This window comes from Desulfosporosinus lacus DSM 15449 (genome assembly GCF_900129935.1).
Classification (GTDB): domain Bacteria; phylum Bacillota; class Desulfitobacteriia; order Desulfitobacteriales; family Desulfitobacteriaceae; genus Desulfosporosinus; species Desulfosporosinus lacus.
The window spans coordinates 17,028-30,305 of record NZ_FQXJ01000038.1 but is presented as its reverse complement, the minus strand read 5'-3'; the positions used below and the strand labels follow the sequence as shown (position 1 = coordinate 30,305).

The window sequence follows — 13,278 nt, the reverse complement described above, 5'->3', positions numbered from 1 at the left end:
GTAGAAGTAAACCCCGTAATATGGGGCGTAAAGCTCCTAAGCATTCCCTAAATCAAAAGAGATGTTTGTAACTCACTTTCCGAAAATAATAACCCATTTTGATTAGACGCTGATATCAAGGGCCAGCATTCAAGGACTTGTAAAAATTTAGGTTACTAGTCCCGAGTATGTTATACCATTTTTTAAAAGATGTTTGATTGACTACCCTTTATACTTTAAGCAATCTTTCAAAGATGAGTTTTCGATTAGAGTGAAGGAAATATGTTGTAAATTATTGGCACTATAGCTTACTGACATTGGGTTTTTACCCCACCTGAACCTTAGAAGATGTTATCCAGGAGCTTAGTGCCACTTATCCGACGTCCATGGAGGGACTAGTGTCGCTGTAGCCAAGGATGGCGGGAAGCGACCCGCCGCTTGAAGAAGCGGAGGGGTTAGTGGCAGTTAGCTATCGGATAAATCCTGTAATCATGATAATGTAGCATACCACCGGAAAAACCCTCATCATTTATTTGACGATGTGCAAACCAGCTAACTCAGAGAAAAAATGACGCTCTTCTGGGAAATAGGTTAAACCTACCCCGGAAGAGCGCCGTTGCTCAGGGAAAATAAGAACGCTCTTCAGGGAATAGGATAACCTACCCTCGAAGAGCGCCGTTGCTCAGAGAAAATATCTTACCAATAAGTCATTCATAAAGCTACGATGGTTTTCTTGAATTAACTTACCATCACAATATATGATAAAATTTTACTAGTCAATAGTTTTGAACTATTGAATATTGTATTATGCCATCTTTCTTCCCGCCTTACAATACATACAGGTTTTCCCTGAGGATAAGCAGTTCCCGCAATCATTTCCGACGAAGTTTTGTTTGCTGTTTGTGACCAGAAAGAACCCGGCATAACTCTTTATGGGCGACATAAAACCACTGTCGAGCAATTTTAAACTGATTTTCTCGCCATCCAATATGGCAAAAAATTGCTCCAACTGTGAAATATCCATACCGAAAAATCCCGGTCCAAAATTATCTGAAACATTCCTGTCTTTATTGCTACTTAATCCCTGCAAATATTGTCTTAATATTTCCTGCCCGGCGTCCATGTATGCATTTTGCCACATATCATAGTAAACTTGATTCAGGATACTGGCTTCGCTCAAATTTAGTTCTCCAACTGTTAACAGGTAGATGTATATTCGTTCAATTTCCTCGCTGGGAATCTGAGCAAGAGCATTGCAAGTAAACAGTTTTCCGTCCAGCAGCATATTTATTCCATCAGCACAAGTTTTTTCGTATTCTGAGATCAGAGCCTTGATTTCCAGCTGATGGTACACATCATTCAAACTTCTTAATGATCTTTCAATTATTTTCTGGGGTACAGGTTTTGCCCTGTTATACCCGCACATGTCTCTAAAATTCTTTTCCGCGAGTTCCTTTCCCTGATCCTTATCTAAACGAATCACATGGTTTTTCATACCTACAGTCTCCTTCTATCAAAACACATTATCACTTTATTTTTAAACAAACACCATCCAGAAAAACATTGCTTTTCGAATAACGCTGGATGCCACTCTGCTTTTCCCTGTGCATCACCTATTTTCTGGCATCCGTAAATACCGTCTGGGAATATTTCATCAGTTTCCATTCCGGGATCTTGCACTTTTTGCAGGGATTTTTACACCAACGATTGCGCAGCCATCTTGCGCTCCGGCTATTCTTCGAATCCCACGCGACAAAGGATTCTCCACAGTGTGTCGTCACCACCATGGTCTTACCTCTGCTTTCTAATGATTTTACACCGTGAAGCGTTCCCGATCGGGACGGCCATAGTTTGACCTTATTGATCAATTGGAATAGCCTCTGATTTTTATAGATATACCTTACGACTTTTTGTTTTTTGGTTTCCTTTATCTTTTGGTCCATATCTTAATCCTCTAACTGTTTCATACAATTAAAATACATGGTCATGATCCCAAGCTCCAATGGATTATGTATTACGGTGGCTTTTTCTCTGGCTGCAGCCGTCACTCCGCAGGGCATACCCGGTGCCGCAATGATTGTCTTTTCGGTCACGTCTTTTCCCGTAATAAAATCGCCTGTCGTACCGGCATCGATGATATAGGTAAACTGCTGGATTGGAGCCGGCGAAGAAACCCAGACGGATTGATCTAAGGTTGCTGCCAAGGAAGCCGCTTTGTTATTGTCCAAATCGCAGATCACCGGTATCGAATGCTGTTCTGCGATGTAATGGGCTGCCGCTTGTCCCACCGGGCCGGCTCCGATTATCAGCACACGTTCCTGCAGAGGATTTATCCCCTGTTTTCTCATAGCCTCGATGATTGCCGCTGCAAAGCCCCTTCCCGTAGCCCAGCCATTGTCAGAGTGCACGGCACTCCCAATCCCCAAGGCCGCGCACACGCAATCGTCGGCAAGAAATGCGATCCCGCATTTTGACAGATATGCTTGTTGGAGACCGGCAACGTCCGTTTTCTCCGCAATCAACGTTTCCACCCGGCAGTGATGAAGAATGGCTCCCACCGCTTGTGAGAATCCGGTGATAATGCCCAGCCCGCTCGTAACGGAAATTACTGCGGTCTTGATTCTCTTTCTATTTTCCGTTAAACCCACCGCTTTTTGAGCAATTTCTTCCATGGTATAGCCTGTTTGTCTGATAAACAGATCTTCATAATCCTGAAGTTGTGTTTCAATCAAATCAATATCAGATTCCAGCAGTCTCGACATACCTCCGTACTCCTCTCATCATTCAATAAACTCCCAGTCCTCGATCCCCAACCCTTTCTTCAATTGCTGAATAAACATGAGAAATGTTTCGTGCGCTTGCAGTCCGGTTTCCCCGGTGACGATAATAATTCCTTTCCAGTCCTTGCTGCCTTCTTCATAGTCGGTGATAGCTTCTGTGCAGCCAAAGAATCCTTTGCGAATCTTCAATTGGCGGCAAGAGCCAATGATATGTTCTCCTGTGACTTTGATTTTTCCGTCGCAAACCTGTATCTGCTGGTACAGACAAACCTGTTTTGCCGGAAGAATCCGGATGCTCTCGGCGTTTCCTAATGCCAGCTCGGTCATCATTTCCACCATGTTCATCCCCGTTGAATGATATACGCTGATGGGGGTCTGGCTTGGCAGCCTTGCATCGATCTCTAGTATTTTCAGTTTTCCCGCCTGGCTGATCACTTCAATGTCGAAAATGCCCTTAATTTTCAGGATTTCCGCCAGCCTTTGACCGATCTCCAGCATCTGTTGCTTTTCCTGGGCTTCCAGATTGGCAGGAGCAACGATTCTTTTGCAGTCATATTCGTCGTCTACTATAACTTCTGTAATCTGCGGAAAATAAAAATGTTCTCCGTCCCCGATCACTTCCAGAGAATAAGAGGGACCCTCCACATATTCCTGAATGACAGGATGAATGTTTTTATGGGTTTTGAGGTATTCTTCTACCTGGCGACGACAATAAGCCTTCTTTACATGCTTGCTGCCACTTTCCCCGTCCGGCTTCAAAATAACAGGGAAGACACAATCTGGATATATTGCGGGTATCGGCAGTCGGTTTTTTTGAAAAAGTTCAATGGAGCGATGTTTGGAACGGGAAATATTATACGCATTCACATCAAACATGACTTTAGTGCCCATTTTCCTTCCGTACTCGTCCACTTTGGCGATGACTTCATGATCCTCTATTGCCGGCAGCACGACATCCGCTTTCAAAAACAGTGGGAGTATCTCTTCTTCATCAAAGACGTCCGCTTTGATGAATTCGTCTGCCAGATCTCTGCCGGGAGCATCCGTATTGTGATCCAAAGCCGTAACATGATACCCGGCCTTTTTCGCCAGATATATTGCCTCAACTCCTTGCAATTTCGCACCGATGATCAGTATCTTTATCATGGAATCCCCACCTTAACCGCAAATGTAATCATCGGCACATTTTTCGCTGCATGCCATATCTATAGTTCTTCTCTCCGCAACCCAACGGCTATAGTCCTGGGCCGTGGCATTCTCTAAATTACATTTCTTCAATGTATTCTGAATCCCCGCCACCGTACGGAAGCCCTCATCAATGTCATTTTTACAGTTTGCAACCCCCGCGAACCCCTTCCTAGGCGGAATGATGGAGGTCACGATGTTCGCCCCAGCCATCAGCCGCTTTTCAAGGCCACCCAACCCTTCTATATCCATGGATGCCGGGATCAATACATCCGGGAATAGCAACCTCATGACCGCGATATTCATCAGTTCGTTTTGATATCCCTGATTCTCCGCACCTTCAAACGGTGCTCCCTCTTGCGGGACAAAGGTCATAGTCCTCATTTGCCTTGCTCCCAGTCTTTTCATCTCTCTAAAGGAATGAACCCTGTCCTCTAAGGTGTCTCCGATTCCGGTCAACAAGCCTTCCTCAATGAGCATCCCCAGATCTCCGGCATATCGTTTCGCAATCATCCGTTTTTCGTAACTTTGCCCTTGCCGCAGCTGTTCAAACAAGGATATTCGATGTGTCTCCTGATACAACGCATACCAATCGGCCCCCGCCTGCTCGATCAACTCTAAACCGTGCTGGTCCAGCACTCCCGGTGATACCATGATAGACAGACCGGTTTCGTCTTTTACGGCTTTCACAATTGAGGCCAGTCTCTCCGGATGTTCTGTATAAAACCTATCGTCTCCCGTCGTCAAATCAATCAAATGCACTCCGCACTTCTTCAATTCCACGGCTATGTCAACCACTTCTTGCAATGTTTTGCGATACCGTGGAGAATTGGAGTTTTCTTTTCTGAAATAACAAAACGTGCAGCTGTTCTGACAGTACGTTGAAAAATATACGAAACTATATAAAAAGACTTTATTCCCGAATACGGCTTGCCGTACCTTTCTTGCGGCCGCAAAAATCTGCTCCATTTCACTTTCATCCGTCCGACTCAATAAGTATACAATTTCCTCGGAGGATATTTGATTTCCTCGATGGCATTTTCTGAGTATCGTTTCAAGCATTCCGTAAGCCTCCTACTTAACTGTGTCAATTCCCGACGGTAAAGAACAGGCCCTGACCGACGTTCCTTATTTATTTATTAAGAATTACCTCGTTCCTGCTAGAGACTTCGCTTTAGCAATAGCGAATCCTTGAAGCGAATGGCTACCAAACTTTGTGAAAGCGCTACATGCATAAGCGGGGCTGAGCACACGATGTGCGAAGCCGCCACTGAGCCACGGATGGCGAATTGGCGGGAACCCCGCTCTCTTTCATTAAGCGATTGAACAATTAGTTTGGTCCACGAGCGACTAGATGAGCGGTGCTAAAGCGAAGTCTCCTGCCAGCAAGGGAGGACCCGGAGCAATATACTTTCTGATTGGTACAAAAAAATATAGCTATCCGCAAGTGCTAAACATACTTCAAAGAGACATACCAGAATGTTTAGACCTTTCAGACACCTATATACCGAAACCCATTATGGCGGAGAGTCCCGGAGTCGCACCCGGCTGTACGGATTTAGAGTCCGCAAGATCACTTCGATCCACCCTCCATATAGTCATCTGCCAACAGTCCGCAGATCGTACTTACGAACCCCCTGAGTCAATAAGCGTAAAACCCACAGACTGCCGACAGATTAATACCGTAATAGCATTTATGCCTGATTGAAATTAGTCATTCCAATATGTCAGGCCTAAATCAGTCATAATTTTAACAGCTTCATCGTAAACCTTGATGTATTCCTCGGTCGGAACCAGTTTCTTTACATCATAGCATTCCTGGAAGGTTTTCCCCGCAGGCGCCGTTTTATAATCCTTTTCATACATGGAAACTAGTTTGTCCAACATAATGTTTACTTCATGAAGATCCATTCCCGCAACTGCATGTGCTACTTCACCCATGAAACGGGCTTCCATGGCTGTAAAGAGGTCGGTGACCACACCTTTACCGGCAGCGACACCGGACAAGATCTCTCGTCCGCTGACTGTATCCGTAATAGCCTGAGCCGCCGTCTCCAGTAAGCACATGACTGTGCAGGGACCTGCTAAAGTGTAATACTGATTTCCCAAGATCAGATGGGTATTCTCTTCAATGGCACGAGCTGCGTGACCAGCAACGGCAAGAGCCTCTCTCGTCGTTGTTATGCCCCAGCGCACGTGCACCGGCCCATCCAGATGCCAGGTGGCCTGTAACATTACAAATGAGTTTAAAGTTGTAGCGACATCAACGATTGTGGTCTCTTCCAGGCCACCTGCGTATCCGCCGAAGATAGGCATCTGTTCTACCATTACGTTTACACCAGCTGTAGCGTAATGTGCTCCGACAACCAACGCACCTACGTCGATTTTGAGCTCATTCAGCTGAGAAACCTCATGTGAATCAGATGGCCTCATGCCGCCTTCAAAGTCAGCAGATATGACCCCTGCAGCACTTAATGATGTCTCATTGCCCTACGTTCCCATGCCTTTGCGTCCGGCTCTGAGTTGTGCCTCGCGCACTTGTAAAGCCTCTGAACGCACAGCCATTATCTCCCACGGAGAACCGGGCGACGGGTCCTTACCCATGACAGTCTGCAACACACCGTCAACTATCGTATCGATGATCCGTTCTTGCGCATAGGACTGGTGGATTGCCAGGAACAGTTCCTCAGAACAGGGAGAACCCGTTGGGCCGCCCTGAATAACGGGAGCTTTCGACGAATCATAACTCCTAGGCACCACATTTATAGCTTCTCTGCCTTCACCGTAGGTGAAATGGTTCGGTGCGGCTTTAATGGCATGGAGCACCTCATCCTTTGTGTACTTGATTACCCGTCCGGTATCCATGCAATAAATGCCGCATTCAACCAGCATTTCCAAACCTGCCTTAAACAGCTTATCTATAAGTTCTTTGTCCTCCGGAATAATTGTTTTTTTGTCCATTTTTATTCCGTATTTATCTTTTAATTTTCGGGCGGTCTGCGGTATTAATTTGAAATCCCAATCTTTTTCGTTCATTTTGGGTCCGCTCTTTGCGCGATCATATACGTCAAACACCGTAACGTTTTTCCCTATTGCCTTCATTAATTATGCGCCTCTTTTCTTTGCAATCAAATCTTTTGCCATTGCAGCTACCTCTGAAGCCGTATCGGTGTAACCGTCTGCTCCGATTTCATTACACCACTTTGCAGATACGGGAGCGCCTCCGAACATGACGATGTATTTATCACGAATTCCGTCTTCCTTGAGAGTATTGACAATTTCCTTCATGGACGCCATGGTTGTCGTCATAAGGGCGGAACCGCAGATAAGATCCACGCCGTATTCTTCAGCCTTTTCGATAACTAAGTTCACCGGCACGTCGCGTCCAAGGTCAAATACTTCAAAATTGTTGGCCGCAAACATTGTACTTACTATGTTCTTGCCAATATCGTGAATATCGCCCTGCACTGTGTGAATAATTACTTTACCACTGGAAGCATTGTTTTTCTCCTCGGTAGACATTGAACTCGTCAAGATATTGACAGCGGTTTCGAAGGCCTCGGAAGCCATCATCAAATCAGGAACGAAAGCCTCGCCTACATCGAACAAGTCACCCATAACCGCCATGCCTTTCGAGAGGCCCAAGCTGATACACTCCAACGGATCAAGGCCCGCTTCAATGGCCTCATTAGCTGCTTCTTTTGCTAAATCGGGATCCATTTCCACAACCGAGTTTTTGAGTTTTTCATAAATATCTTGGCTCAAGTGTGTTTCTCCTCCTTTGATAGATTTTTTCTCATGTGCCAAATCTATATGCGAATTATAAGATACCGTTCCTCAGCTTCAAAGATACAATTTTAGAATTTTTTCGGGATACAATTCCCAACGGACTGTGGCTGTCGATTAAACAATGTAGCTTTTTCACATAGTCAATGAAGAATACACTTTGGACGGCTCGCCGAAGAAATTGTATCCTGAAAATCCTTTCAAATTGTAGCTTCACAATTTTTAGACCATAATTTATACTTTCGTTAATATCTATCAGAAACTAAACTCATCACAGCAAAGACAAAGACGCTCTACCAGCTTATCGGAAGCGTTTCTTTGTATACATTGCCCTGCATTTGACGCGGGGTTTGGTGGATGAATTTTCATTTCAAAACGTCAGGAGGATACGGAAAATGGGTAAAGAATTGCTAATGAAGGTGTTGAATCACGAGGATACTAACGGACAGCTTCCCTGGATTCCTTTCGCGGGTGTCCATGCAGGAAAACTAAAAGGTTATTCAGGAAGAGAAGTCTTAACTGATTCCGCCAAATTGATCGAAAGTCTGCGGGAAGTATACAAGCTTTATCAACCCGACGGTATGCCAATTACATTTGACCTGCAACTAGAAGCCGAAATTCTTGGTTGTGAGCTTATGTGGGCTGATTACAACCCTCCCTGTGTTGTGTCTCATCTGTTCGACAAAGAAAAAGGGATTCCTTGCAAATGCAAATTCCCGACACCGGAATCTGGACGGATACCCGTTGTCTTGGAAGCAATGCGCGTGATGAAAGAAGAAATTGGCGATAAAACCGCGCTTTACGGTTTGATCTGCGGACCATTGACACTGGCCTCGCATCTTCGCGGCAGCGACTTTTTTAAAGATATTAGAAAAGATCCTGATTACGTCGTACAGCTCACGTCCTTTTGTGCTGAGTATGCGCAGAAAATGGCCGACTTATATATTGAAGCTGGCATGGATGTGATCGCTGTTGTCGATCCGTTGGTCAGCCAGATTTCTCCGAAGGTCTTTGCAAATCTGATGCACGAGCCCTTCAAAGCTGTCTTTGACTATATCCGTTTGAAAGGGGTAAAGTCTTCCTTCTTTGTGTGCGGGAATGCTTCTTACCAAATAGAAGTGATGTGTGAGACCCATCCGGATTCCATGGCTGTCGACGAAAACGTCGATATGGTTGCAGCCAAAGCGATTACGGATCGGTATAACATTGCGCTGAGTGGCAACATTCCGCTGACAACCACCATGCTTTTCGGTACCCAACAGGATAATATTAAGGGCGTTCTGGATTTGATCGACAGTATCGACAACAAACACAACCTCATTATCAGTCCCGGCTGTGATATGCCATATGATGTGCCTCTGGAAAACACAGTTGCCTGTGCTTTGGCTGTCCATCATCCGGATGACGCCCGTGCCATGGTTGTCAACTATTCCGCTAGCGACTTTGACCAGATTGAAATCGAGATTCCCAATTACTCAGCCATGGATAAAGTATATATCGAATTGTTCACGTTGGATCCGGAACAATGTGCCGCCTGCACTTATATGGTGAAAAGTGTAACCGATATTTTTGATGAGATTAAAGATATGGCTGACTATATTGTGTATAAGTACTATATCAAAGAGGACATTGCCAGAACCGCTAAAATGGGACTGAAAAATCTTCCCACTATGTGCCTTGACGGAGAAAGTGTGTACATTTCCATCATTCCCGATGGAGATGAATTGATCGCTGAGATAACCAAACGCTACAATGCTAAGCACAACAAATGAGAATGTGCCGATTTAAGGCATATGAAAAGAAATAACAAGTCATGATGCCCAGGATATTTTGCGTCAGACAAGGAGGTGTGTTTCCCTCATAGTGGGGCTATTAGGGGAACATGCCGACGCAGTATGACACGAAATAGACGGGCAGACTGACTGGTTATTTCCTTGAATGTGCCTATATTTCAGAGATGAAAGAATGATGCTTTATGACACAACTGATCCTGCTTACAGGCTTTCTGGGTACGGGAAAAACCACGCTTATGGAGCGCTTGCTTCATTACTATGAGGACAGCCCTGTGGGGGTTATCGTCAACGAATTCGGTGAAATCAATATTGATGCCCGTTTGCTGGAAAAAGACGGGACTATTATGCGTGAGTTATCCAACGGCTCAATATTCTGTTCCTGCATCAAAGAGAACTTCATCAAGGCTCTTATCGATATGTCGTGCCATGAGTTCGAATATTTGTTTATTGAAGCATCCGGATTGGCAGATCCCGGTAACATGCAGCAGATTCTGGAGGTGATCGAGAAATACACTGTTCATTCCTACGACTATTCAGGTTCTATATGTATTCTGGACGGCGAAGCTTTTCTCGAATTGAACAACATTCTTCCGGCAGTAGGGAACCAGTTGACCCAGGCGGGGGTTGTTCTTGTAAATAAAGAAGATCTGATTTCTCCCGCAATTAAGGACGAAATCCAGGCTGAAGTACGGAATGCCAATACCCATGCCCCTATATATTTTACCAGTTACTGCAATATCGATATCAATACATTAGTAATGAATTTGCAGCCTTCAAAATCGGCAAGCCTTGACAGTACCAATACGCCGGAAAACAGGCCGCAGACACTTGTCATCAAGGTTCTGCCATCTGTTACAATGAAAGAGCTTCAGGGTTTTCTAAATTCCATTGCGCCCTATACTTATCGTATGAAAGGTTTTGTAACCGTGGGAGATACCAATTATTCTCTGAGTGGTGTGCGCTCTCATATGATGATCATGCCCTGGACCAGAGATATTCCCTCTTCCGAAATAGTAGTTATTTCCGCTGTTGGGATAGGCTTGACAGGGGCCATAGCAAACGCGATAAACATGAATGCCCCCAAATCCATAAAGCTATGATAAATGATTCTTAATGCCCGAGTTGAAATGACACCACTGCACCATCGTGTGGTGTCATTGCATCCTATAACGCAGGTAAAATACTAGAGAGCTGCCCAATAATGATGGTAGCTCTCTAGTATTTAATATCGTCCAGCCCAAGGATGAAATTATCTATTTTCAGGAGAGTGTCAAGGTCTTCTAGGTCACTGTAATTTCTATCTGGTATAAAAAAAGTAATAGGGGACAGGTGAAACAGTACTTAAGATGAAGGGTAATGGAAAAGACCATGAGTATAAACTAAAAAAAAGGGTCATTTTAATAGGTGAAATAGAAAGTGAGGAGGAAGTTTATCGATGCCAAAAATACCTCAACCCACGTTTCCGGCACAGCATCAGGATCAACAACCTGGATTTGAATCATGGATGAATCCGTTACCTATTTCAGAAGATGACTCGTATGTGGGAAGCAATAAGCTAAACGGAAAAGTTGCCATAATTACTGGAGGAGATAGTGGTATCGGTCGTGCAGTGTCGATAGCATATGCTAAAGAAGGGGCCGACATCGTGATTGTCTATTTTAATGAACACGAGGATGCTCAAGCAACGAAGAGGCGTGTGGAGGAATTAGGGCGCCGTTGCCAAGTTCTGGCAGGGGACATCGGAAATGAGGCCTTCTGTTTACATGTGGTCGATCAAACGATGCAGACCTTTGGTAAACTTGATATTTTGGTCAACAATGCCGGAGAACAACATCCTCAAAATAGTCTGCTGGATATTACAAGTGAGCAGCTTGAAAGAACCTTTCGAACGAATATTTTTGGTTACTTTTATCTAACTAAAGCTGCTTTGCCCCACCTGAAAGCGGGGAGTGTGATTATCAACACTGCTTCCATTACCGCATATGAAGGGCATGACCAACTCATCGATTATTCTGCAAGTAAAGGGGCCGTGGTTTCCTTCAACCGTTCTCTGTCAGAATCACTTTCTAAATTGGGGATTCGGGTTAATGGTGTTGCGCCAGGTCCAATATGGACGCCATTAATACCTGCTTCTTTTCAAGCAGACCAGGTGGCGACTTTCGGAAGTACAACTCCTATGCAGCGTGCCGGGCAACCGAAAGAGCTTGCACCGGCCTATGTATTTTTGGCCTCGGCTGATTCCTCTTATATGTCTGGACAGGTGCTTCACATCAATGGGGGGACAATTATTAACAGTTAAAACCTTGCAATTTGGACTAAGCTGAGATTGTGTATTAACCTGTGAAAACCACTCGGTTTCTGGAACGGGTGGTTTTTTTCTTGTTAACCTCAAGTTAATTGTGACTCATATAAGTATTTAAAGTCGATTGTTAAAAACGACAAGAAAAAGTCATTATGAGTCACGAATGACTGACAAAAGTCCTTCATGACTTGAATTTTAAAAGAAAATAAGCTAAGTTAGACATTGAGCAGGAAAATGATCTTCAGGAAATTCTGAACAAACTGATATAGCCATTCAAGAAAACCCAAGACAAATGCAGTTAAGCTGTCCTATCTAAGAACTTTAGTTAAAACTATGAAAGTAATAGCTAATTATAAAGGCGCTTAACGCAATCTTGGCATCGAATTTGCATTATATCAAAATGTATTTCATTGGAGTCTTGAAGTCATTCACACATGGGGGGTAGATCGGATTGATCGCGTGGACTCTAAATCCGCGTAGACGGGTGAAACTCCCGTACTCCTCGCCAATTAATACAGGGGGTAACTTAAGTGAGCATTACATGGACGCCAATCCAAAAACAACGATTCCAAGAACTAAACGCTAGTGAAATACTTCAAGAGATGTGTTTCGAGACTCAGCATGAACGGGATAGAGCCTACCAAGAGCAAGAACGTCTTTTAGTTGGTAGAGGAAAACAGAAGTTACAGGAAATGTTAGAGACCACAAGACGTCCGCCTTTGAGTGTACTTGAACAACAACTTGTAGAAGCTTTAACGAAAAAGGGATTTGTTCAGGTAGTAACTCCAACGATTATCTCAAAAACAGCCTTAGCAAAAATGTCGGTGTCAGATGATCATCCGCTTTTTTCCCAGGTCTTTTGGCTTGATTCTAAGCGATGTTTGCGTCCGATGCTGGCACCTAATCTATATACATTGTGGAAAGATCTCTTGCGATTATGGGAAAAACCAATACGTATCTTTGAGATCGGTACTTGCTATCGGAAGGAATCCAAAGGATCATTACATCTGAATGAGTTTACCATGCTTAACTTGACTGAATTAGGCTTGCCTGAAGATCAGAGGCATCAAAGATTGGAAGAGCTGGCGGCTCTGGTCATGGATACCGTGGGAATTGACGATTATCAGTTGGAATCAGAATCGTCCGTTGTTTATGGAGATACATTAGATGTTGTTTTTAAAGGGATTGAGTTAGGTTCAAGTGCGATGGGGCCCCATCCGCTTGATGATCAATGGGGGATTTTTGATCCATGGGTTGGCATAGGATTTGGTTTAGAACGGTTACTAATGATCAAGGAAGGATCCCAGAATGTCCAAAGCATGAGCAGGAGCCTTACATATCTTAGTGGTGTACGGTTAAATATCTAATGAACTGAGAGAGATATAGAAGGAAGGCTTCAGGATCGGTGCATTAGAATTTACTAATTAGATGTTAGAGAAAATTCTAATATGAA

Annotated in this window: 11 protein-coding genes and 1 pseudogene; 5 read left to right on the top strand and 7 right to left on the bottom strand. The window is 44.2% G+C overall.

The features are described from left to right. Positions 1–784: 784 nt before the first annotated feature. From BUB11_RS25665 to pylB, 5 genes are all read right to left on the bottom strand, one after another. Entirely contained in the window at positions 785–1,474 is a 690-nt protein-coding gene (locus BUB11_RS25665) for a vitamin B12 dependent methionine synthase (protein ID WP_073033391.1), read from the bottom strand. 118 nt (positions 1,475–1,592) lie between these two features. After that, positions 1,593–1,922: a pyrrolysine--tRNA(Pyl) ligase small subunit gene (pylSn, locus tag BUB11_RS25660; RefSeq protein ID WP_073033390.1), complete on the bottom strand. Its 330-nt coding sequence runs from the start codon at positions 1,920–1,922 to the stop codon at positions 1,593–1,595. A 3-nt stretch (positions 1,923–1,925) separates the two neighbouring features. Beyond that, on the bottom strand, positions 1,926–2,741 hold the full coding sequence (gene pylD, locus BUB11_RS25655; protein WP_073033389.1) for a 3-methylornithyl-N6-L-lysine dehydrogenase PylD: 816 nt from the start codon (positions 2,739–2,741) through the stop codon (positions 1,926–1,928). 18 nt (positions 2,742–2,759) lie between these two features. Then, entirely contained in the window at positions 2,760–3,905 is a 1,146-nt protein-coding gene (gene pylC / locus BUB11_RS25650; RefSeq protein WP_084110570.1) for a 3-methylornithine--L-lysine ligase PylC, read from the bottom strand. Positions 3,906–3,917: 12 nt separating this feature from the next. After that, positions 3,918–5,006, bottom strand: a complete 1,089-nt coding sequence (gene pylB, locus BUB11_RS25645; RefSeq protein ID WP_073033388.1) for a methylornithine synthase PylB — start codon at positions 5,004–5,006, stop codon at positions 3,918–3,920. Positions 5,007–5,298: 292 nt separating this feature from the next. On the opposite strand from pylB, the gene BUB11_RS25640 reads away from it, so the two are divergent. Beyond that, complete coding sequence (locus tag BUB11_RS25640; RefSeq protein WP_073033387.1) at positions 5,299–5,652, top strand: hypothetical protein; 354 nt, start codon at positions 5,299–5,301, stop codon at positions 5,650–5,652. Positions 5,653–5,654: 2 nt separating this feature from the next. On the opposite strand, the pseudogene BUB11_RS28620 reads toward BUB11_RS25640, so the two are convergent. Next, a pseudogene (locus BUB11_RS28620) lies at positions 5,655–7,046 on the bottom strand (monomethylamine:corrinoid methyltransferase). A 3-nt stretch (positions 7,047–7,049) separates the two neighbouring features. Then, entirely contained in the window at positions 7,050–7,709 is a 660-nt protein-coding gene (locus BUB11_RS25625; RefSeq protein WP_073033384.1) for a cobalamin B12-binding domain-containing protein, read from the bottom strand. A 416-nt stretch (positions 7,710–8,125) separates the two neighbouring features. On the opposite strand from BUB11_RS25625, the gene BUB11_RS25620 reads away from it, so the two are divergent. The 4 genes from BUB11_RS25620 (at position 8,126) to pylSc (ending at position 13,192) form a co-directional block, all read left to right on the top strand. Beyond that, positions 8,126–9,502: a uroporphyrinogen decarboxylase family protein gene (locus tag BUB11_RS25620; RefSeq protein ID WP_073033383.1), complete on the top strand. Its 1,377-nt coding sequence runs from the start codon at positions 8,126–8,128 to the stop codon at positions 9,500–9,502. Between the two features lie 203 nt (positions 9,503–9,705). Then, positions 9,706–10,623 carry a CobW family GTP-binding protein gene (locus tag BUB11_RS25615; RefSeq protein WP_073033381.1) on the top strand — a complete coding sequence of 306 codons (918 nt, stop codon included), beginning with the start codon at positions 9,706–9,708 and terminating at the stop codon, positions 10,621–10,623. A 335-nt stretch (positions 10,624–10,958) separates the two neighbouring features. Next, the gene (locus BUB11_RS25610) at positions 10,959–11,822 is read left to right on the top strand and encodes an SDR family oxidoreductase (RefSeq protein WP_073033379.1); all 864 of its coding nucleotides are present in this window, start codon (positions 10,959–10,961) and stop codon (positions 11,820–11,822) included. Between the two features lie 533 nt (positions 11,823–12,355). Continuing rightward, complete coding sequence (pylSc, locus tag BUB11_RS25605) at positions 12,356–13,192, top strand: pyrrolysine--tRNA(Pyl) ligase large subunit (RefSeq protein WP_073033377.1); 837 nt, start codon at positions 12,356–12,358, stop codon at positions 13,190–13,192. The last annotated feature ends 86 nt before the right edge of the window (positions 13,193–13,278 follow it).

Coding starts and splice junctions, on each gene's coding strand:
- BUB11_RS25665 (WP_073033391.1), bottom strand. CDS start 1,474: ATGAAAAACCATGTGATTCGTTTAGATAAGGATCAGGGAAAGGAACTC.
- pylSn (WP_073033390.1), bottom strand. CDS start 1,922: ATGGACCAAAAGATAAAGGAAACCAAAAAACAAAAAGTCGTAAGGTAT.
- pylD (WP_073033389.1), bottom strand. CDS start 2,741: ATGTCGAGACTGCTGGAATCTGATATTGATTTGATTGAAACACAACTT.
- pylC (WP_084110570.1), bottom strand. CDS start 3,905: ATGATAAAGATACTGATCATCGGTGCGAAATTGCAAGGAGTTGAGGCA.
- pylB (WP_073033388.1), bottom strand. CDS start 5,006: ATGCTTGAAACGATACTCAGAAAATGCCATCGAGGAAATCAAATATCC.
- BUB11_RS25640 (WP_073033387.1), top strand. CDS start 5,299: ATGAGCGGTGCTAAAGCGAAGTCTCCTGCCAGCAAGGGAGGACCCGGA.
- BUB11_RS25620 (WP_073033383.1), top strand. CDS start 8,126: ATGGGTAAAGAATTGCTAATGAAGGTGTTGAATCACGAGGATACTAAC.
- BUB11_RS25615 (WP_073033381.1), top strand. CDS start 9,706: ATGACACAACTGATCCTGCTTACAGGCTTTCTGGGTACGGGAAAAACC.
- BUB11_RS25610 (WP_073033379.1), top strand. CDS start 10,959: ATGCCAAAAATACCTCAACCCACGTTTCCGGCACAGCATCAGGATCAA.